16 protein-coding genes and 1 pseudogene are annotated in these 21,268 nt (G+C 67.1%); 6 read left to right on the top strand and 11 right to left on the bottom strand.

Annotated features, from left to right (window positions below):
- Positions 1-64: 64 nt before the first annotated feature.
- From NIBR502770_RS07270 to NIBR502770_RS07255, 4 genes are all read right to left on the bottom strand, one after another.
- Positions 65-580 carry a flavin reductase family protein gene (locus NIBR502770_RS07270; RefSeq protein WP_141181515.1) on the bottom strand — a complete coding sequence of 172 codons (516 nt, stop codon included), beginning with the start codon at positions 578-580 and terminating at the stop codon, positions 65-67.
- 143 nt (positions 581-723) lie between these two features.
- Complete coding sequence (locus NIBR502770_RS07265) at positions 724-1,662, bottom strand: 5'-3' exonuclease (RefSeq protein ID WP_141181514.1); 939 nt, start codon at positions 1,660-1,662, stop codon at positions 724-726.
- Positions 1,663-1,722: 60 nt separating this feature from the next.
- Positions 1,723-3,555 (bottom strand): GTP cyclohydrolase II RibA, encoded by a 1,833-nt coding sequence (gene ribA / locus NIBR502770_RS07260; protein WP_246857443.1) that lies wholly within the window; start codon positions 3,553-3,555, stop codon positions 1,723-1,725.
- Between the two features lie 135 nt (positions 3,556-3,690).
- Positions 3,691-4,326: a dihydrofolate reductase family protein gene (locus NIBR502770_RS07255; protein WP_141160550.1), complete on the bottom strand. Its 636-nt coding sequence runs from the start codon at positions 4,324-4,326 to the stop codon at positions 3,691-3,693.
- Between the two features lie 154 nt (positions 4,327-4,480).
- Here NIBR502770_RS07255 and NIBR502770_RS07250 point away from each other — a divergent pair.
- Positions 4,481-6,470: pseudogene (locus tag NIBR502770_RS07250) on the top strand (glycogen debranching N-terminal domain-containing protein).
- On the opposite strand, the gene NIBR502770_RS07245 reads toward NIBR502770_RS07250, so the two are convergent.
- The gene (locus NIBR502770_RS07245) at positions 6,443-8,446 is read right to left on the bottom strand and encodes a VWA domain-containing protein (protein ID WP_141181512.1); all 2,004 of its coding nucleotides are present in this window, start codon (positions 8,444-8,446) and stop codon (positions 6,443-6,445) included. The pseudogene NIBR502770_RS07250 and the gene NIBR502770_RS07245 sit on opposite strands and share 28 nt — an antisense overlap.
- Before the next feature lie 14 nt (positions 8,447-8,460).
- The gene (locus tag NIBR502770_RS07240) at positions 8,461-9,849 is read right to left on the bottom strand and encodes a sigma 54-interacting transcriptional regulator (protein ID WP_141181511.1); all 1,389 of its coding nucleotides are present in this window, start codon (positions 9,847-9,849) and stop codon (positions 8,461-8,463) included.
- A gap of 79 nt (positions 9,850-9,928) precedes the next feature.
- Between NIBR502770_RS07240 and NIBR502770_RS07235 the strand changes: the two genes are divergently transcribed.
- Positions 9,929-10,558 (top strand): MSMEG_4193 family putative phosphomutase, encoded by a 630-nt coding sequence (locus NIBR502770_RS07235; RefSeq protein WP_141181510.1) that lies wholly within the window; start codon positions 9,929-9,931, stop codon positions 10,556-10,558.
- Between the two features lie 10 nt (positions 10,559-10,568).
- Complete coding sequence (locus tag NIBR502770_RS07230; RefSeq protein ID WP_246857442.1) at positions 10,569-11,288, top strand: SCO1664 family protein; 720 nt, start codon at positions 10,569-10,571, stop codon at positions 11,286-11,288.
- 14 nt (positions 11,289-11,302) lie between these two features.
- Here the strand turns inward: NIBR502770_RS07230 and NIBR502770_RS07225 are convergent, their stop codons facing one another.
- Together NIBR502770_RS07225 and NIBR502770_RS07220 are read right to left on the bottom strand one after the other, a co-directional pair.
- Positions 11,303-12,046 carry an SGNH/GDSL hydrolase family protein gene (locus NIBR502770_RS07225; protein WP_141160554.1) on the bottom strand — a complete coding sequence of 248 codons (744 nt, stop codon included), beginning with the start codon at positions 12,044-12,046 and terminating at the stop codon, positions 11,303-11,305.
- A 191-nt stretch (positions 12,047-12,237) separates the two neighbouring features.
- Complete coding sequence (locus NIBR502770_RS07220) at positions 12,238-13,062, bottom strand: DUF1206 domain-containing protein (protein WP_141181508.1); 825 nt, start codon at positions 13,060-13,062, stop codon at positions 12,238-12,240.
- 152 nt (positions 13,063-13,214) lie between these two features.
- On the opposite strand from NIBR502770_RS07220, the gene NIBR502770_RS07215 reads away from it, so the two are divergent.
- Positions 13,215-15,800, top strand: a complete 2,586-nt coding sequence (locus NIBR502770_RS07215) for an excinuclease ABC subunit UvrA (protein ID WP_141181507.1) — start codon at positions 13,215-13,217, stop codon at positions 15,798-15,800.
- Between the two features lie 45 nt (positions 15,801-15,845).
- A complete protein-coding gene (locus tag NIBR502770_RS07210) occupies positions 15,846-16,733 on the top strand; it encodes an SDR family oxidoreductase (RefSeq protein ID WP_141181506.1) in 888 nt (295 codons plus the stop codon).
- Here NIBR502770_RS07210 and NIBR502770_RS07205 read toward each other — a convergent pair.
- The 3 genes from NIBR502770_RS07205 to NIBR502770_RS07195 form a co-directional block, all read right to left on the bottom strand.
- Positions 16,678-17,451, bottom strand: a complete 774-nt coding sequence (locus tag NIBR502770_RS07205; protein WP_141181505.1) for an enoyl-CoA hydratase/isomerase family protein — start codon at positions 17,449-17,451, stop codon at positions 16,678-16,680. The two genes, NIBR502770_RS07210 and NIBR502770_RS07205, sit on opposite strands and share 56 nt — an antisense overlap.
- A 48-nt stretch (positions 17,452-17,499) precedes the next feature.
- Positions 17,500-18,063 (bottom strand): flavin reductase family protein, encoded by a 564-nt coding sequence (locus tag NIBR502770_RS07200; protein ID WP_246839688.1) that lies wholly within the window; start codon positions 18,061-18,063, stop codon positions 17,500-17,502.
- A gap of 69 nt (positions 18,064-18,132) precedes the next feature.
- Positions 18,133-19,455 (bottom strand): MFS transporter, encoded by a 1,323-nt coding sequence (locus NIBR502770_RS07195; protein ID WP_141181504.1) that lies wholly within the window; start codon positions 19,453-19,455, stop codon positions 18,133-18,135.
- Between the two features lie 379 nt (positions 19,456-19,834).
- On the opposite strand from NIBR502770_RS07195, the gene NIBR502770_RS07190 reads away from it, so the two are divergent.
- Positions 19,835-21,268, top strand: coding sequence for a flotillin family protein (locus tag NIBR502770_RS07190; RefSeq protein ID WP_141181503.1), 1,434 nt, complete (start codon positions 19,835-19,837; stop codon positions 21,266-21,268).

Below are 21,268 nucleotides of genomic sequence, written 5' to 3'. Positions count from 1 at the left end.
TATTGCTCAGTAAGCTTACTACCACGTGGGCGCGGCGCAAGGGTGCGGTTTTGCGGAACCCGCGTCAGCGGGCGGCTTCGAGCAGGTGGCCCAACGGCTCAAGACCTGCATAGGCGCCCCTGAAGAAGAGCAATGGTTCGGCGTCCTGTCGGGCATGGAGGTGCCGCACGGCCGCCACCACGATGGTGTGGTCGCCACCGTCATACTCTGCGTGCAGGTCGCAGTCGATCCAGGCGAGCGCATTGTCCAGCACCGGATTGCCCAGCGGAGAGGGTGCGTGTTCCACGCCGGCAAATTTGTCCGCCCCGGAGCGGGCGAACTGACCGGCGAGGTGCCGGTGTTCCGCGGGGAGGATGTTGATGGTGAATGAACCGGCCTTCCGCAGCACGGGCCAGGTGGTTGACGTGCGGGACGGGCTGAACGTTACGAGCGGAGGGTCCAGCGACAGTGCCGCAAAGGACTGGCAGGTGAAGCCGGCCGGCCCGTCAGGGGTGGAACCGGTGACTACGGTCAGGCCGCTGGCGAATGTTCCGAAAATATCCCGAAGCCGGCGGGGAGCAAGATCTGATGTGACTGTCATGGAGGGCCCTCTCGTCTGGATCGTTACCCCACCAAACCATCACCAAACCGGGCCACCCAAGCCCTCCGAAACACGCCGACCCGGACCGCAACGAAAGGTCACGCCCGGACATCCGGCGTCATCGGCATCCCGCCGGCCGCGGACTACGCCCGCTGGTCCAGCGCGGCGAGGAGCCGGCGGACCGAGCCGCCCAGATTCCAGTCGATGGCCAGTTGCTCGAGTTCGGAGCGCCGGCCACCGGTCACCGGCTGCAGCAGCGCGCCTGCCTGTTCAAGGGTGGGCAGCTTGAGGTCCCGCACCAGGCGGACGACGGCGGGGGCTGCTTGGAGGTACGCCGCAGCGGCGGAAAGCTTGGCCCGGACGGGACCGGACACCCCGCCGTCGTCCGCTTCCGCCGCCTCCAGCAGCCGTTCCAGGGTGCCGTACTTGAGCAGCAGCGACGCGGCCGTCTTCTCCCCGATCCCGGCCACGCCGGGCAAGCCGTCGGAGGCATCGCCGCGCAGCGTGGCATAGTCCGCGTACTGCTGCGGAAGGACTTTGTACTTGGCCACTATGGTCTCTTCCACGATGACCTCGAGGTTCTTCATGCCGCGGGCGGTGTATATCACCCGCACCCCGCGGGCGTCGTCGCACACCTGGAAGAGGTCACGGTCTCCCGTGACCACGTCCACCGGCAGGCTGGCGTGGCTGGCGTAGGTGCCCACGACGTCGTCGGCCTCGTGCCCGGCCGCGCCCACAATGGCGATGCCCGCCAGCTCCAGCGCCCGGCGGATCATGGGCAGCTGCGCTTCCAGGCCCTCAGGCACCACTTCGACGTCCGTGCCGCCGGGTACGGCCCGGGCCACCCGGTGCGCCTTGTAGGTGGGGACCAGGTCCACCCGCCATTGCGGCCGCCAGTCGTCATCCCAACAGGCCACAAGGTGGGAGGCCTGGTAGTCCGTGCTGAGGCGGGCGATCATGTCCAGCAACCCGCGGACCGCATTGACCGGCGTCCCGTCAGGGCGGCGGATGGTGTCCGGCAGCCCGTAGAAGGCGCGGAAGTACAGGGAGGCAGTGTCGAGCAGCATGAGGCGCTGGGGCATAACTCGATCCTCACACGGAATTGGTCCGCTGCGCAGGAGCCGTGACTCCGGCCGTGGCGCCTAGAAGGACTGCGTGCTGAATCCCAGCCCCAGCAGGCCCCGTCCCGACTGCTCCAGGATGGCGTCGATGCCCAGGGTTGGGTGGTTCAGGAGCACGCCGATGTCCCGCTGGATGCGCTGGAGCGGGTGTGTGAGCCGGTGCACGCTGCCGCCTGAGCCGCCCACCGCCAGCCGGACCGCCTCCTGCGAGGCCTCGGCGCTGAGGGCGAGGGAGAGCCGGAACGAGGCGTGCTGATCCTCAGCCAATGCGGGAGCAGCCTGCCCCTCCGGGGGCAGTACGGACAGGGCCGCCTGCCACTGCAGTTGTGCCGCAGCCAAGGCCCCGGCCGCCCGGGCGTAGCGCGCCTGGGCGAGGGTTGAATCCGCCTGCCGCGTTTCGATGCCGTTCTTTTGCCTTGGCACCAGGAGCTGCTCCCGGAAAAGTTCCATGGCGTACTCGGCGGATCCCAGGGCCGCGGCGGGCGCCACGAGATTCAGGAGCATGGCCATGGGTGCGTGGATGAGCGCGTCCTGGTGGATCAGGCTGCCGGGGTTCTCCGGGCTGCTGAGCAGTGCCCATTCCACCACGCGATGGTCCGGAACAAAGAGTCCGTCGGCATGGAGGTCATTGCTGCCGGTTCCCCGCAGCCCGTCGGTGTGCCAGGCGTCGAGCAGTTCAAGGTCGGCTACAGGAACCAGCGCCTGCAGCCGCGCACCGTTGAGCTGCACGGCCAGCAGGGCCCACCGCGAGTGCATCACACCCGAAGCGAAACTCCAGTGGCCCGAAATGGCGTAGCCGCCCGGTACCTTCCGCGCCATTCCCACGGGGGCGCTCGTCGCGGCGGCAAGGGGTACCTGGCCGCCCGCAAAGACCTCCTCCTGCACCGCGCGGGGCCAACGGGCCAGCATCCAGGCGTGTTCGGCAAGGTGGCCGGCAGTCCAGGCGGTGGAGGCGCATCCCCTGGCAAGGACCCGGACAACTTCAGCATAGGTGCGCGCACCCAGCCCATACCCGCCCACAGCGGCGGGCGCCAGGATGCGGAAGACGCCGGCCTCCTGCAGCTCCTGTACTGTCAACTCCGGCAGCCGGCGTAGCCTCTCGGCCTCTTCCGCCCTGGCGCGCAGCCCCGGAACCAGCGCGGCGACCCGGGCCGGCATGTCCGGCAGGCCCGCCACGGTCCCGGCAGCGGGCTGCACGGAATGGTCAACGGCGCGGCCAAGTTCCAGCGTATGGCCGGTGCGGTCGCGCTTGGCGGCAAGGTAGCGGGAGTTGGCCTCCGTAAGGTGGACGCCGGTGCGAACCTGCTGCTGGACATTAATTCCCAGTGCAACCAGCTGGTTGGCCTTGTCCGGGTTGTTGCTGAGCAGCCGAACCGTGGTGGCGCCAAGGGTGTTGAGCATTTGGGCTGCCGCCGTGTAATCGCGCTCGTCCTCACCATGCCCCAGGGCGAGGTTCGCGTCATAGGTATCAAGGCCCCGGTCCTGCAGCGCATAGGCATCAAGTTTGGAATACAGGCCGATGCCCCTGCCTTCCTGCCGGAGGTAGAGAAGGAAACCCCCGGTGGCGGCAATGCTTTCGACGGCTTCCCGGAGCTGTGGTCCGCAGTCGCAACGTTCGCTGCCGAAGACGTCACCCGTCATGCACTCGCTGTGCAGCCGGACCAGCGGGGCCCCGCTGCCGGCGCCGCCGGCCCCGGAGCCCTGTCCCAGCAGCGACTGTTCCCAGGGTCCAAGGGCGAGCAGCAGGTGTTCCCTGCCGTCCGCCAGGCCGTGAAAGGTGAGGACCTCCGCCGTCGTGCCATAGCCGTCAGGAAATCGCAGCGGCACGGTGACGCTGGTGCGGACTGTAGCCAAGGGGAGGGAACCCGGCGGCGGGGCTGCATGGGTGGCGACGGTCAAAAGAGCCTCCGGGATCGCGGGCAGTGGATACTTGAAACTTAAACTTAAAGGTAACCCAAAGTACTTCAACCTTCAAGTATTTTCTTCGCATCACTGTTTCCGGGTGCCCGGCGGCCCGGTGAGCACCGTGGGTACGTACTCGAGAAGCTGGAGCCTGCCGTCGAACGTCCTGCTCTGCACCATCTCCAGCCGGACATCAGGGTAGCCATCGTAGATCCGCTCCCGGCCGGTGGCCCCGGTGATCACAGGGAAGATCACCAGCCGGAACCTGTCCACGAGACCGGCCGCCAGCAACGACCGGGCCAGGCTGATGCTTCCCAGGGTACTCAGCGGCCCTTTTTGCGTGCGCTTCAGTTCGCGGACCGCCTCAACCGCGTCCCCGGTGACCAAGGTCGAGTTCGGCCAGTCCAGCGGCGCGTGCAACGAGGAGGAGAAAACGAATTTCGGCACGGCGGACAGCCCGGTGAGACTGGCGCCCTCCTCCTCGGAGAAACCGGACCGGTCTGCCGCGGCCTGCGCAGACATTCCGTACATCAGCCGGTAAGTGTTCGCCCCCAGGAGGAAGGTGTACTCCTTTGCCGACTCCTGGCCGAGCCACGCCAGGTATTCCGGCCCTTCCAGTCCCCACCACCCGGGCCACCCCTCGGCGGAGGCATACCCGTCCAGGGAGATGATCAGGTCCACCATCAGTGTCGCTGGTGACATTTCAGCTGGTGCGGCGCCCATGGCTGCCTCCTCAGGACTGATCGGCATCGATGTGCCGGCCATGTTATGCCCGACCGGACGGGACGTACAAGGGTGCCGCCTCCCCTTTCATCAGCCCTTCCACAGGCGTAGCGTCTATCCCGCCGGAGGCATCGCAGCCGTCAAAGGAGCGGACATGGCCGGGTGGAATTCAGACACAGCGGCGGGGCCGGTGGGCGCGGGAACCGTCACCTTGGTGGAAGGCTCATGTTTTTGCATCTCCGCCGCCAACGGGGACATCCACCCGGACCTGCCCCACGGCGTATTCCATGAGGACACCCGCATCCTGTCCGGATGGAGTATGACTGTGAACGGCTCGCCGCTCGAACCACTGACGGCGGAAACGAAGGAACCCTACCGGGCACTGTTCATCGGCCGCGTTCCCCGGGCCGACGGGTACGCGGACAGCCCTTTGATCGTGGAGCGCCTGCGTGAAGTGGCAGCCGGAGTGGTCGAGGAAATCACCATCCGCAACTACTCGGGCCTTCCCGTCGCCTGCAACGTTTCCGTCGGCGTCGATTCGGACTTTGCCGACCTGTTCGAGGTGAAGGAAGCAAGGGTCCAGCGGCGCTGGGACGTCACCCGCGGAGCCGACGGCGATTCGCTGATCATCAGTGCGGCCTGGCAGGACCTGCGGAAGGCCGTCCTGGTCAGGGGCCGTGGCGCCGTCGCCTCCGCCGGCGCGTTGGCATACCATGCCGTGATTCCCGGCTACGGCCAGTGGTCCACGAGGCTGAGCGTGGCACCCGCAGGACAGGACAACGTTTGGCGCCCGGCCGGGCACGGGCTCTCCCCGAGTGACCGGCGGCACCAGGAATGGGTTGCCAAAATCCCCAGACTGCAGATGACGAACCGTTCCATTGAACGGACGCTGCGGCGCAGTTATGACGATCTCGGCGCTCTCCGGATCGAAGACCCCGAGCATCCGGAACGGATCGTGGTGGCAGCCGGCGCCCCCTGGTTCATGACCCTGTTCGGTCGTGACTCGCTGTGGGCTTCGGAAATGGCCCTTCCCGTGGACCCGTCCCTGGCCTTGGGCACCCTGCAGACGCTGGCGGACCGGCAAGGACACCATTGCCGCTCTCCTTCCCAACGCCGACCGCGCCCTGGACTGGGTCAGGAACTACGGCGACAAAGACGGCGATGGGTTCGTTGAGTACCAGCGCCTCAACGACCAGCCCCTCATCAACCAGGGATGGAAGGACTCCTGGGACGGGATCAATTTTGCGGACGGAACCATCGCCGAACCGCCCATCGCGCTGTGCGAGGTGCAGGCGCTCGTCTACTCAGCGCTCCTGTCCCGGGCATGGATGGCATTTGATGCCGGGGATGCACCCCTGGCAGCCCGGCTCACCGCCGAGGCGGCACGGTTGAAGGAACGGTTCAACGAGGAATTCTGGCTGCCGGACCGCGGCTACTTTGCAGTTGCCCTGGACGGCCGCAAACGGCCGGTTGATGCCTGCGCATCAAATATGGGGCAGTGCCTGTGGCGTGGCATCGTTGACGACGACAAGGTGCCGCTTGTGGCTGAACGGCTGATGTCTCCGGAAATGTTCAGCGGCTGGGGTGTCCGGACCCTTGCCTCCAATATGGGCGCCTACAACCCGGCCAGCTACCACAACGGTTCCGTATGGCCGCACGACAACGCCATCATCGCGGCGGGACTCATGCGGTACGGATTCGTCGATGAGGCCCAGCGCATCGCCACCGCACTGCTTGAAGCCGCTGACTTTTCCGGCGGCCGGCTTCCGGAGCTGTTCTGCGGCTTCAGCCGGGAGCAGGTTGCCCAGCCGGTGCCCTACCCCACGGCATGCTCCCCGCAGGCCTGGGCGGCCACCACGCCGATCATGCTGATCACCTGCCTGATGCGGTATGACGCCCACGTCTCCCGAGGCGGTTTCTGGATGGATCCGGCCCTGCCCTAGTCCTACGGGAACCTGCACATCACCAACGCACCCCTGGCCGGCGGCCGCATCACTATCGACATCACTGGCAGCGAAGCCGCGGTGCAGGGCTTGCCCGCGGGCCTGACGTTCCACCGCGAACACCGTCCCTGGCTGACCGAACTCATCTCGCAGGCCGGGCTCGATGGGAGAAATCAAAGCTCCCATCCGGCGTCGCCATAGAAGCTGCGGACGTGGGCACGCAGGTACTCCCCCACCACCGCCGCACCAAGGTCGCCCACCTCCGGGGCGACAACACGGCCCTCCAGGCGCCGGGCCATCCGCTGGATAAACCGCTCCAGGCCGGGGTCGCTTCCCAGGCGGAAGAAGGTGGCCTGGACGCCGGCGCGGCCAAGGCGGTCCAGCTCGGCAACCGTCGCGCGGATGGTCTCTGCGTCCGGAGGCCAGTTGAACCAGGAGTCCCCGTCCGGCAGGAGGTGCGCCGTTGGCTCGCCGTCCGTGACCACCAGCAGGACCGGCTGCATGGATGGGTGACGGCGGAAGAAACGTCCGGCGAGGAGCAGGCCGTGGTGCAGGTTGGTTCCCTGTTCGCGGAAGGCCGGCAGGGCCGTGAGTTCCCCGATGTCCATGGACTGGGCGTAGCGGCCGAAAGTGATGAGTTCGAGGCGGTCACCGCGGAAGCGGGTGGAGACCAGGTGGTGCAGTGCCAGCGCGGTCCGCTTCATGGGAACCCACCGCCCTTCTGCAGCCATGGAGAAGGAGACGTCCACCAGCAGGGCAACCGCGGCCTGGGTCCTGGCCTCCGTCTCCGAGACTTCGATATCGCCCACCGCGAGGCGCAGGCCACGGGCCGGGTCCCCGCCGTCGGCCATGGTGCGCCGGATGGCGTTGGTCATGGTGCGGGTGACGTCCCACGGTTCGGCGTCCCCGAACTCCCACTGCCGGCTGGATCCTGTCTGTTCTCCGGCGGCACCTGCCATCCTGGTGTCACGGCTTCCCTGCCTGCCGGAGAGTTGCTTGGCGGCGTCGCGCAGCAGCGACTTCCCCAACCGCCGCATGGCTTGTGGCGACAGCCTGAGGTCACCGTCGGCGCCACGGCGAAGGTAGCCGCCCTCCTGCATTGCCCGTTCGATCTCCGCCAGGGTACGGGCGCTCACCGCGGCGTTCTCGCCCAGCTGCCGGGCCAGGGCGTCGAGGTCCAGGTCATCGAGCGTGGAACCGTTGTACGACTGGGACAGCTGCTCCGACAGTTCGTCGAGTTCGGCGATGTCCTGCAGCACACCGGTGCCGTCGCCCAGTCCCAGGCCCTCCTGCCCTTCGAACCGTTCCGATCCCGACCAGTCCTCCCCCGGACGCAGGGCCTGGAGGCTGGCATCGAGTTCGCTGAGCTGGGCCATCAGCCCGGGCGACCCAAAGGCCTGGGCGGACAGCCGCATCAACTCATCGCGCTGTTCCGGGGACATCGACTGCAGGAGGCGCTGGGCCGCGGCTGCGCGCTGGGCCAGGGCGTCCACCAGTTCCTCCACGGACTGCGGGTCCTCAGGAAAGAACTGGCCGTGTTTGGCCATGAACTCCTGGAAGTCGGCCTGGGTATCTTCCCCGCGACGGTGTTTTGCCAGCAGTTCGTTGAGGTCCCGGAGCATGTCATTCACGGCCGCCCGGTCATCATCGGTGGCGCTCTCCAGCGCTTGCTTCATGCCGGCGAAGCGTTGGTCCAGGATTTCGCGGCCCAGCAGGTCCTTGATCCGGTCGTAAGCTTCCCTGGCTGTGCTCGACTGCCAGTCGTAGGATGCCAGGTCATTGACAGCCGCCGCCGTGGAGGACGGCAGGTTCTCCAGCTGCATCTCGCGGAAGGCGCGGTCCGTGTCGTCCATCATGGCGTCCCGCGCCAGCTGCTTGCGTTCCTCCAGCACGGCCGTGTCCAGGAGTTTCTTCACCTCGTCCAGGGTGCCGTCCAGCCGGTGGCGCCCCAGCAGCTCGCGCCGCCGCTGCTGCACCCGCCGGGCAAGGTCGTCCAGGCCGTCCCGGTCGCGTCCGCCGCGCCGCAGGAACTCCTGCAGGGCGTGCCGCGGCGAGTACCCTGCCATGACGTCTTCGGCGACGGCGTCCAGGGCCTCGGCCAGGTCGACGGGCGGGGCCAGCGGATCCGGACCGCCGGCATACCGGCCGTACCTGGCGGACCTCCTGTGGATGGCCATGGTGCCTCCTGTGCCTAGCCGTAGATGGTTTCCTCGTCGTCGGACTCCTTGGAGATCCGCCGGCCGAGGTACAGCCCTTCAAGGGCCAGTTCGACGGCGGCGGCCCGCTGTCCGTCGTTGGCCGCACCCAGGCGGCGCCCAATTTCGTCATACAGGCCGGATCCGTTCAGCGACGGGAGGTTGCCCAGGAACTCCCGTGCCGTGACCTGTTCGCCGGTGGTGACGGTGCGGTGCCCATCCAGGGCCGCCACGAGGGGGCCCATGTCCAGGCCCTGGAAGTGGGCCCGGACAGCTTCAGCGGTGGCGGTCCGGAGGAGGTGGTCCAGGATCCCCTCCTCCCGTCCTTCCTCGCCGGATTCGAACTCGATTTTGCCCGTCAGCACCTCCACGGCGGGCTCAAGGTCGATGATCCGGGCTACTGCCTGGTCCTCGCCCCGCAGGCTGGCCCGGCGCAGGGCCGCTGCCGCCACCGTTTCTGCCCCGGCAATGGCGAACCGTGCCGACACGCCGGAGGCCTGGTTGATGGCAGGGGACTGCCGCAGCGCCCGGGTGTAGCGGGCCAGGATTTCAAGGATGAACGGCGGGACGTCGGCCACCAGCCGCCCTTCCTGCCGGATGACCGCTACTTCGTCTTCCAGCTCAATCGGGTAGTGGGTGCGGATTTCCGCACCGAAGCGGTCCTTCAGCGGCGTGATGATCCGGCCACGGTTGGTGTAATCCTCCGGGTTGGCAGAGGCCACCACCAGCACGTCCAGCGGAAGCCGCAGGACGTAGCCGCGGATCTGGATATCGCGTTCCTCCATGACGTTCAGCATGGCCACCTGGATGCGTTCAGCGAGGTCGGGGAGCTCGTTGATGGCAATTATGCCGCGGTTGGAGCGTGGGATCAGCCCGTAATGGATGGTTTCGGGATCCCCCAGGCGGCGGCCCTCGGCCACCCTCATCGGGTCCACGTCGCCAATGAGGTCAGCCACCGACGTATCCGGTGTTGCGAGCTTCTCCACGTAACGCTCTGAACGGTGCCGCCACGCCACCCGCAGCCGGTCCCCCTCGGTCAGCGCCCGGGCGCGTGACTGTTCGGTGATGGGTTCAAAGGGGTGCTCGTTCAGCTCTGAATCCTCGATGACCGGCGACCACTCGTCCAGCAGCCCCGCCAAGGTGCGGAGGATGCGGGTCTTTCCCTGCCCGCGCTCCCCCAGGAGGACGACGTCGTGGCCGGCGAGCAGTGCCCGCTCCAGCTGCGGAACCACTGTCCGGCCGAAGCCGTACAGGCCGGGCCACGGGTCACGCCCCGCAGCCAGGGCGGCGAGGAGGTTGTCCCGGATTTCATGCCTCAGGTCCTTCAGGACATACCCGGCCGCACGCAGTTCACCAACGGTGTAAATTTCGGGGCGATCAGTCACCCCTCTACGGTAATCCCCGCCCCGCGGCTTATCGAGGGATTCCGCCAGATTCCTGTGCGGCTGGCCTTAGGCTTGAGCCGTGACAGAAAGCACACTGATTCTTTTGGTCCGCCACGGCGAGACGCCCACCACCGGCACCGTCCTGCCGGGCCGGGCCCCGGGCCTGCATCTTTCCGAACGCGGCCGGGCGCAGGCTGACGCCGCTGCCGGCCGGCTCGCCGGCCTGCCTGTGGAGGCGGTCTACTCGTCGCCCCTGGAACGGGCACGGGAAACTGCGGAGCCCACGGCTGCGCGCACCGGACGGCCGGTCACGGAAGAAGCCGGGCTCCTTGAATGCGATTTCGGTGACTGGACCGGCGCGGCGCTCGCCGGACTGGCTGCGCTGCCGGAGTGGCAGACCGTCCAGCACAACCCGTCCGCGTTCCGGTTTCCCAACGGGGAAGGCTTCTCCGGGATGCAGGCCCGGATGGTTGCGACGCTGGACGATCTTCGGGCCGCCCACCGGGGTGGCGTCGTGGTTTGTTTCTCCCATGCCGACCCCATCAAGGCGGCCGTGGCCCACGCGCTGGGCACGCACCTGGACCTCTTCCAACGGATCATGATCAGCCCGGCGTCGGTCTCTGTGATCTCCTACACTGACGGGCAGGCACCGGCCGTGCTCACGGTGAATTCGACGTCGGAACCCCTCAGCGGTCTGAGGTCGCCGTGACCAGGCCGGGATGCGTATGGGGCATGCGGTGTCCGCGCGGGAGCTGACCCTCCTCACCGACGGCCGCGTGGAGCTGCTGGGCCGCATCATGAGCGGAAGCAATGCCACGTTCCTCGCGGAGGTTTCCTGCGAGGGTGATTCGGCGTGGGCCGTCTACAAGCCGGAGGCGGGAGAACGGCCGCTGGTGGATTTCGACGCCGGCCTGTACCGCCGCGAGTGCGCAGCGTTCCATCTGAGCGAAGCGCTGGGCTGGGGCTTGGTGCCCCCTACGGTGGTGCGCACGGACGCCCCGCTTGGAGTGGGGTCGCTCCAGTGGTTCATCGAAGGGGACCATCAGGAACACTATTTCACCCTGTATGCCGACGCCCCGGAGACCCACGACGACCTGGCCCGGATGGCCTTGTTCGATTACGTGGCGAACAATACGGACCGGAAAAGCGGTCATGTGCTGCGCGGAACCGACGGGCGGATCTGGGGCATCGACCACGGCCTGTGCTTCTCCGCCGCCTTCAAGCTGCGCACCGTAATCTGGGACTTCGCCGGCGACCCCATTCCGGACCACCTGCTGGAGGACATCCGTCCACTGGCCGGCGCTGTTCCGGCCGAGGTGGCCGGGCTGCTCCACCCTGCCGAAGTGGCTGCCCTTCAGCGAAGGGTGCAGCACCTGTTGCGGGACATGGTGCTTCCGGTTGACCACACGGGGATGCGCTACCCCTGGCCGCTGGTCTAAGCTCCCGCGGGATCCTAGGCAGCCGGCTTGTGCAGGTCCTGGCGGCCTTCCAGCGCGGCCTGGGCCGCCGGCGCAGCCTGCTCAAGGTACGCCCCGATATGCTCCAGCAGGTAATGCTGGCCCAGGACGGTCGGGTGGTCGCCATCGGGGCCGATCAGGTCGTCAAAGTCGTCGCTGATCCAGCCTTCCGAGATTGGGTCGACGAATTCTGCGCCGGCCCTCGCAGTGGCGGTCCTTAGCTGGTCGCTGATATCCACCAGTCCGGGGTCGGGATTCGACGTATACGACGGCGGCCCCACCACGATGATCCTCGCCTCCGGGGCAAGGGCCTCGGCCCTGTCCATCGCCGCCAGCGCAGCGTCGCCGACCTCCGAGGAGGCATAGCCAAGGTCGTTCTCCGAACCGAAGAAGACCACGATTCCGGTGTCCGGGGTGACGAAGTCGTCAACCTGGGTCCCGAAAGTTCCGTTGTAGTCGCCCAGGCTGACGTAGCCGCTGCCGTCCTCGGCCGCGTTGACTACTTCCAGCCCTGCCACGCCAGGGTCCGTCCGCATCAGCGCCGGCCACGCCTCCTGCGGGGACGTCCCATGGCCGGTGCTCAGCGAGTCCCCCACCACCACAACGCGGACCAGGGGTGAAGCGGTGGCTGTCGGCCGGGTCTGGGCGGCGCTTCCCGACGTCACGGCCAGGAGGATGGCGGCCACCCCGGCCGTCAACAGCCGGGCGGGGTGCCCGTGCAGCAGCATGCTGTCCTGCATGGCGCCTCCTCCTGCCTGGATTTACCGGGTGGCCGGGCAGGTGCCCGGCAGCGGTTCGTCTTGTTGTCCGTGTCCCATCGTAGGCAATTGTGGGATTACTTTAGGGCCAAAGGTGACCGGATCAACAGGATGCACAGCGACTCCACAGGAACGTTTAGGGCATTAGGTACCCCTGGCCGGGCTCCGGGACCCTAGAACTTTCCATAGCGTGCACGCGCCATGGAGTACACGCCGTAGCAGATAAGCCCTGCGGCGATGGCAGCAAGGAGGAACACGCCGTACGGCTGCGAACCGAGTGTCTTCAGCCCCCCGTCGAGGCCTGAGGATTTGGAGGGGTCCGCGGTTGCGGCGGCCACAATGATCAGGACTCCGACGACGGCGAGCACCACGCCCTTGGCTGCGTAGCCGATCGTGCCGATCCACTCCACGGCCGTCCGAGCGTTTACCGGGTCCTGCAGGTCCTCCATGAATTTCCGGGTGACACCCCGGAACGCGTAAAAGACGCCGGCGCCAATGATCGCCAGGCCGACCACCACCAGGACAACCACCCCGGCCGGCGCTCCCATCAGCTTTGCGGTGAAATCACTGGCGGACTGGCTGGAGTTCTTGCTGCCGCCGGAGGCGAAGACGGCAAAGGTGAAGGCAAGGAAACCGAAGACCACTGCCTTCCCCGCTGCGCTGGCTGCGTTCTTCAGCTTCGTTTTGGAGTCAGTCTCCGTGCGTGCCCCGAAAACTGCCTCGCTGACCATCCACAGGGCCAGCGCGGCACACGCAACAGCACCGGCCCACAGCAGGATGCCGCCGCCGGGCTTGGAAGCCAGGGCACCGATCGCCCCGGACTGGTCGGCTTCTCCCCCCTGGCCCCTGGTCAGCTGCAACGCGATGGCCCCGATCAGGATGTGCACCAGGCCGATGAAAACGAATCCGGCGCGTGCCAGAATCCGCACTGCCGGGCTGCGGCTCGCGGACGCGGCCTCGGATACTGCCCTGTTAGCTCCCTGCGACGCGTTGCCCATGGCCGGCCCTTCCACCTATGTAGTTGATCTTGTGTTTTCGGTCCGCTTCCCCCGCCTGCGCCGCGGAATGCTTCAGTGTAAATCCGTCTGCGCCGTCCCGACAGATCCCGGAAAGTTCAGGCCACGCACGGACGCCTACTAGAGTCGAAGCGGTGCATGCCAAACAGAACACCGGGACATTGACCGCGCTGAACACCTCCGCTCCCGCGGCGGCCCACGCCGAAGACGGATTCGTCCGCGTGCGCGGTGCCCGAGAAAACAACCTGCGGAACATCAGCGTGGATGTGCCGCGGGACGCGATCGTGGCGTTCACCGGCGTCTCCGGTTCCGGCAAGTCGTCCTTGGCATTCGGCACCATCTACGCGGAGGCGCAGCGCCGGTTCTTCGAATCCGTGGCGCCCTACGCCCGCCGGCTTATCCAGCAGGGCCACAATCCCAAGGTGGACCTCATCACCGGGCTGCCGCCCGCCGTCGCCCTCCAGCAGCGCCGCGGAACCGCAACGTCCCGCTCCACCGTGGGAACGGTCACCACCTTGTCCAATTCGCTCCGGATGCTGTTTTCCCGCGCCGGCAGCTACCCGGAGGGCGCGGCGCCCCTCGATTCGGACGCTTTCTCCCCCAACACCGCTGCCGGCGCCTGCCCGGAATGCCACGGGCTGGGCACGGCGCACACCGTGACGGAGGCGTCCCTGGTCCCGGACCCCTCGCTGAGCATCCGTGAGGGGGCAATCGCCGCGTGGCCCGGTGCCTGGCAGGGCAAGAACCTACGCGACATCCTGACCCACCTGGGCTACGACGTGGACGTCCCGTGGCGGCGGTTGCCCAGGAAACAGCGGGACTGGATCCTGTTCACCGAAGAGCAGCCAGTGGTGGAGGTGACACCCCAGCGGGACCGCGTGGCCAAGCCCTACAAGGGCAGGTTCTGGAGTGCCAAAAGCTACGTCATGCACACATTGCTCGATTCCAAGAGCCCCGCCATGCGGGAAAAGGTCCTGCGCTTCATGGAGACCGGGCCGTGCCCGCGGTGCGGCGGAACCGGGCTCAGGCCCGAAGCCCTCGCGGTGACCTTTGCCGGCCACACCATCGCCGCGCTGAACGCGGTACCCATGACCGAACTCGCCGCGATCATCCGCCCCACCACCACACTGGCCGCGGCAGCGACAGCATCCCGCAAGCAGTCATCGGAGTCCAACGAAGTGGCCGTGGCCATCACCCGCGACCTGCTCCAGCGCATTACCGTGCTGCTGGAACTGGGCCTGGGGTACCTTGCGCTGGGGCGGGCCACGCCAACGCTTTCGCCCGGGGAAATGCAGCGGCTGCGGATCGCCACCCAGCTCCGCTCGGGGCTGTTCGGCGTCATCTACGTGCTGGATGAACCGTCGGCGGGCCTGCACCCCGCCGACGCGGAACCCCTCCTGGCCGTCCTGGACCAGCTCAAGTCGTCAGGAAATTCCGTCTTCGTGGTGGAACACAACATGGACATGGTCCGCCGGGCGGACTGGCTGGTGGACGTGGGGCCGCGGGCGGGCGAAGACGGCGGAAAAGTGCTCTACAGCGGCCCCGTGCAGGGCCTCGATGAGGTGCCGGAGTCCGTGACACGGCCGTTCCTGTTCCCAGGCGCCCCACAGGAGGGAGCGGACGACGGCGGCGCCCGGCAAGGTGCCCGGCGCGAAGCGGCCGGGTGGCTGGAACTGCGGGACGTCAACCGGCACAACCTGCGGAACCTGGACGCGGCTTTTCCGCTTGGCGTCCTGACAGCGGTCACCGGGGTCTCCGGTTCCGGAAAGTCCACCCTGGTCAGCCGGGTCCTGGCCGATGTCGCCGGCGCCGTGCTGCAGGCCGGGACCGGAACACCAGACGAGGAGCCGGACGAGGACGCGGGGGAACAGGGCGGAACCGGGACCGTTGGGTACGTGTCCGGCCTGGAGCTGATCGACCGCCTGGTGAAAGTGGACCAGAGGCCGATCGGCCGGACCCCGCGCTCCAATCTGGCAACCTACACGGGCCTGTTCGATGCGGTCCGCAAGGAATTCGCCGCCACCGGAGCTGCCCGGAGCCGGGGATTCGGGGCCGGCCGCTTTTCCTTCAACGTGGCAGGGGGCAGGTGCGAGACGTGCCAGGGCGAAGGTTTCGTGGCCGTGGAGCTCCTGTTCCTTCCCGGCAGCTACGGTCCGTGTCCGGAATGCGACGGAACCCGGTACAACCCGGAAACCCTGGCGGTCACCTACCAGGGCAGGAACATCGCCGAAGTGCTGGGCATGACGGTCAACGCTGCCTCTGGCTTCCTCGCCGGCGTGCCCTCGGCCGCCCGGTCCCTCAAGACGCTCCAGGAGGTGGGCCTGGGCTACCTTCGTCTTGGCCAGCCTGCCACCGAACTTTCCGGCGGGGAGGCCCAGCGGATCAAGTTGGCTACGGAACTGCAGCGGGCACGCCGGGGGCACACCCTGTACCTCCTGGATGAGCCCACCACCGGCCTGCACCCGGCCGACGTCCAGCTCCTCATGGCACAGCTGAACCGCCTGGTCGACGCCGGGAACACGGTGATCGTCGTGGAACACGCCATGGATGTAGTGGCGGCCGCCGACTGGGTGATGGACCTGGGGCCCGCCGGTGGCGACGCCGGCGGCAGGATCGTCGCCGCCGGCGGCCCGGCCGCCGTCGCGCGTTCCCGCAGCAGCCGCACTGCCCCCTACCTCGCGGCAGCGCTCCGGGCGGCTTCCCCCGGCACGGACCACTAAGCCGGTACCCTTGCCGCCACAGCCGTAACGGCGTAGGACAAGGGGATGCGGATCCAACGGGCGGCGCCTGGCCAGGACATCCTTCGCGGCCGGGTAGCGGTGGTGACCGGCTCGTCGCGGGGGCTGGGGTTTGCCATGGCCCGCGTGCTGGGCCTGCACGGCGCAACGGTGGTGCTTGCAGCCAGGTCCGGGGACGACGTTGCTGCGGCCGTCCGCCGCCTGCTCGATGAGGGGATCGCGGCATCCGGATGCCGCTGCCACACCGCCGAACTGGCTGACGTTGAGGCGCTTCGCGACGAGGCCGTTGCCCGGGGAACGCTGGATATCTGGGTTAACAATGCGGGAACGTCGGGGGTGTACGGACCCACAGCGTCGACGCCCGCCGACGACTTCACGCGCGTGGTGCGCACCAACATCCTGGGTACGTTCCACGGCTCCAGGGTTGCCTTGCCGGTATTCCTGGGCCAGGGGCACGGCGACCTGGTCAACCTCTACGGCCAGGGCGACCGGGGTCCGGTGGCGCTGCAGAACGCCTACGCCTCAAGCAAGCGGTGGGTCCGCCAGTTCACCGAGACACTCCGCCTCGAAACCAAGGGCACCGGCGTCCGGGTCCACGGCATGAACCCCGGACTCGTGGAAACTGCGCTCCTGGCGCGGGTGCGGTCCCAGCCAGGCTACCAACAGCGCCTCAGCGGCCTGCAGGTGGTGGTGGGGCTGTGGGGACAAAATGCGGGCGAGGCGGCGCTGCCCATCGTGGACCTTGTCACCTCGGACCATCCGGAATTCAGGTTCCTGACCAAGCGGCGGATGGTGGCTCACGGACTCCGCAGCGTGCTGGCCGGACGCCTGCGCCGCGTCAACCGGATGCCTTTGGACATCACGGTGGTGGAGCCGGCGGCCCCGCCCCGGTCCGGCGGTGGAGAAAGCCCGTGACCCGGTCCCGGAATTCCACCGGATCCACCGCAGGGCCCTTTGGCGCGCGGCGGCCGGCTTCCGTCAGGAGGCGCAGGCCCTCGTCCACCGCTGCCTTCGATGCCTTTAGAGACGCCGACGAGACGCCTTTCCACGGGTCGAGGACTGCAGCCAGGGCCGCGTCCGCATCGTCGTCGGGGGCGAGGGTGGTGACCAGCCCCATGTCCCACGCCTCGCGGGCAGTGAGCATACGGCCCGTGTAAAGAAGGTCCTTGGCCCGGGACGGACCTACCCGCAGTGCCAGGCGGGCGGCGAAGGTGGCCGGAACCAGCAAGCCCAGGCGTGCCACGGGCATGCCCATCCGCGCTGTTGGGGTCACCAGTTGCAGGTCGCAGGCAAGGGCAAGCTGGCAGCCCCCACCGGCCGCAACCCCTTCGACCACGGCCAGCGTTGGGACGGGCAAGTCCTCGAGTGCCTGCAATGCGGCTTCCAGAACGTCAAAGGTCCGGCCAACGTCCGCGCCCGACGTCCCGTCCCATTCGCTTATGTCAGAGCCGGCGCAAAACACTCCACCGCGGCCGCGCACCACGACGGCGCGCAGGGTCGGGCCGGAGGCCAGCCCGTGTACTGCGCACCGCAGATCCTCCCAGTCCCTCTGGCCCAGGGCATTGAGCCGCCCGCCGCTGCCGAAGGAAATCGTGGCAATGGACTCCGCCACGTCAACACCGACCGCCGCCATCAGAAGCCTGCCTCCCCGGGGCTGGCATGGCTCCCGCGCCAGGCTCCGTCATGTGCCCTCCCGCGGCCTGAAAGGACCAGGCCACTGCGAGGCACGGATCCGCGGCAGGTGGAGGATGGGGCCAAGCATGCCCCATTCGTCCCCGCCCAGCCTTGACAGCGGATCAAGCCCGGCCACGTCCGGGTGGTCACCGCTGAGCACCTGGGAGGAGACGGCGGCGTGCACTACCAGGCCGAACACCAGGACACAGTCACCCATGCGCAGGGTCTGGTGAAGCGAGCATTCCAGCACCGCCGGAGAGTCCTTAACCCGGGGCGGCCGGACCATGGCACTGGGCTCACGGGCCAGGCCGGCGGCATCGAACTCGCTGACATCGGGGCTGAAATTGGTACCAGTGGCATTGACCTCCTGGATCAGCGCCGCCGGCGCCAGGTTCACCACGAACTCCCCCGTCGCCTCGATGTTCCGCAGCGAATCCTTCTCGCCGACGGAGGTGAACTGGATGATCGGCGGGTCCACCGAGGCCACGGTGAAAAAAGAGTGCGGCGCAAGATTGTCCACCCCGTCCGGGGATGTGCTGGACACCCAGGCGATGGGCCGCGGAACCACCACTGACGTCAGTAACTTATAGAAGGCCCGCGGCCCCAGGTGTCCAGGTTGAAAGTCCGTCCGCATCCGGCCCTACAGGTTTCTGGGCATTGCGGCGGCAGCGGCGTCCTTGGCCAGCGCCCCCTTGGCCCTGGGCAGGAAGATCAGGGCAAGCATGGCAATCACGCAGCAAAGGATGATGTACAGCGAAATCGACGTCGAATTGCCATAGCTCGCCAGCAGGGCGGCAGCGATGAGGGGTGCGGGACCTCCGGCAATCACGCTGGCCAGCTGGTAGCCCAGGCCGGCGCCCGTGTAGCGGATGTCGGTGTCGAAACTTTCGGCGATCAGGGCGGCCTGCGGTCCGTACTGGATGTCGTGCAGGATCAGGCTGACCACCACGGCAACGCCAACCCACAGGGAGTCCCGCGTGTTCAGCAGCCCAAAGTAGGGGAATGCGAACAGCGCGGTAAGCACAATCCCGGTTCCGTACACCCGCCGCCGCCCGAAGCGGTCGGACAGGCGCCCGAACAGCGGAACACTGACCAGCCCCAGCGCCGCCGCGATCAGCGTGTCATCAAGGATCGAGTTGCTGTCCAGCTTCAACTGCTTGGTGGCGTAGGTGATCACGAAGGTGATGAAGAGGTAGAAGGGCGCCTGCTCCGAGGTGCGCACCAGGGCGGAAAGGAGGATCTCCTTGGGCTGCCGGCGGATCACCTCGATGATCGGGGCCCGCACCACCTTGTTGGACTTGCGGACTTCGTCGAACTCCGGGCTTTCGATGACGCGCAGCCGGACGAACAGGCCCACACCGATCAGGATGATGCTCAGGATGAACGGGATCCGCCAGCCGTAGGCAGCAAACCCTTCAGTTCCCGTTGCGGCCGTGGTGATCCTGACGACGCCGGTGGACAGGACAAGCCCCAGCGGCACCCCGATCTGGGGCCAGGAGGCGGACAGACCACGGCGGTTCTGGTCGCCCCATTCCATGCTCAGCAGGACAGAACCGCCCCACTCGCCTCCCACGCCGATTCCCTGGATGATCCGGAGCAGGACCAGGAGGACCGGCGCGGCAACGCCGATGCTTTGGTACGTGGGCAGGCAGCCGATCAGGACCGTGCCGAAGGCCATCAGGAAGAGCGTGGCCATAAGTGTCGTCTTGCGTCCAATCCGGTCGCCGAAATGGCCGAAGACCGCCGCGCCGATTGGCCTGGCAACAAAGCCGACAAACTGGGTACCGAAAGCCGCCAGCACGCCGGCGAAGGCAACCTGGCCCGGGAAGAACAACTGGGGAAACACCAGGGCGGCGGCCGTCCCATACAGGAAGAAGTCGTACCACTCGATGGTGGTACCCACCACGCTCGCCACCGTGGCGCGGCGTACGGCCTGCTCCCGGGTCACTCCTTGAATACTCATCATCACTCCGTTGGTCAGATGCAGTAGAGCGCCCGGCCTCATGGCAAGAACAAAAGGAGAAATTGTCAATGCCTGGCGCTGGACCCGCATTGCGGTTCCATTTCCATCGTGCGAGCACTGGTTGCCCATGTCAACGGTTTCCCACGCCGCACGACCCTGTCCGGGAACTGTGCGTGCCGCCGTCGCCCGTCTTTTATTGTTGCTGCAGGCAAATATCGTCACGGCTATGGACTCTTGCCCGGGGCCGAACCAGACTGTCTACAACAGCTGGCCGGAAGCACCGGAATTGACGGCAGTTTTATGTAGCCGGATAAATGGGCGGCTGTGTTTATTGGGGTTTTACCGTGATGCCGTTGCGCGGCATTGAAAGGATCTGGTTATGCCGGACTTTACAGCGTTCTTTCCGCTGCTCGCCATTATTCTGGGAGTGCTCTTTGCCGTTGGGTTTGTCTGGGTCGCCACCAAACTGATGTGGAAAGTGGCTGAACCAAATGAGGCCCTGATCATTTCCGGGCTGACCCGCGGAACCCTGGAAACCAGGGAGGGAATGGATTTCAAGATTGTCACGGGCAAAGGTGCCCTGGTCCTTCCCGGACTGCAGACGGTACGGCCGCTCTCGCTGACATTGAATGAAACCGAGCTTAAAGTCTCCTGTGTCACCTCGCAGGGAATCCAGGTCATTGTCGAAGGCGTGGTTATATACAAGATCGGGGACGCGCCGCCCTTTATCGCCAATGCCGCCCGACGTTTCCTGGGCCAGCAGCCAAAAATGGAAAGCCAGGTCTACAACGTCTTCGAGGGCCACTTGCGCTCCATCATTGGCAGCATGACCGTGGAGGAGATCATCCGCGAACGGGACAAACTCGCCTCACAGGTCCGCAGCGCCAGCGGTGTGGAGATGGAGAAGCTGGGACTGGTGGTGGACTCGCTGCAGATCAAGGACCTGCAGGATCCCACCGGCTACATCCAGAACATTGCGAAGCCGCATATCGCCCAGGTGAAGATGGAGGCCCGGATCGCCGAGGCAACGCGCAACCGGGAAGCAGCGGAAAAGGAAGCGGAGGCAGCCGCCCTGATTGCGGATGCGCAGAGTGTCTCGGCGATCCGGCAGTCGGTGGCACAGGCCAACGCCGAACGGGCCCGGGCCAATGCCGCCCAGGCCGGGCCGCTGGCCGAGGCCACAGCACGGCAGCAGGTGGTGGTGCAGGAAACAGAGGTGGCCAAGCTGGAAGCAGACCGGGAAGAGCAGAAACTGCAGACAACCATCAGGAAACCTGCCGACGCGAAGGCCTACGCCAAGCGCACGGACGCAGAGGGCCAGAAAGCTGCGGACATCAGTGCCGCCGAGGCACTGGCGCGCCGCACCGAGCTTGAGGCCCAGGCCAACGCGCGCCGGACCGAAGTGACCGCACAGGCAAACGCCACGGCCGCGGCAGCGGCAGCCGGAGCCACCAAGGTTACGGGTGAGGCCGAAGCGGCCGCCACCAAGGCCAAGGGCGACGCAGCCGCCTCGGCGATCAAAGCGAAGGCCCTGGCCGAGGCAGACGGCATCAAGGCGCGGGCCGAGGCCCTCGCCACCAACCAGGACGCGGTCATCTCACAGCAGCTCGCCGAAAACATGCCCGCCATCATTGCCGCCGCCGCTGAGCCCTTCTCGCACGTCGGGCAGATGACCGTCCTGAACGGCGGCGAGGGCGTCAACAAGATGCTTGGCGGGATCCTGGCGCAGGCAGGCGACTACCTGCCCGCCCTCCGGTCCGCGCTGAAGAACGGCAAGGGTGCCAAGCAGCCACCCACCGCTTCCGGGGCATAG

The sequence above is a fragment of the Pseudarthrobacter sp. NIBRBAC000502770 genome, from assembly GCF_006517815.1.
In the GTDB taxonomy this organism is placed as follows: domain Bacteria; phylum Actinomycetota; class Actinomycetes; order Actinomycetales; family Micrococcaceae; genus Arthrobacter; species Arthrobacter niigatensis.
The sequence above is the reverse complement of the archived record's forward strand: the minus strand, read 5'-3'. Positions and strand labels throughout refer to the sequence as shown.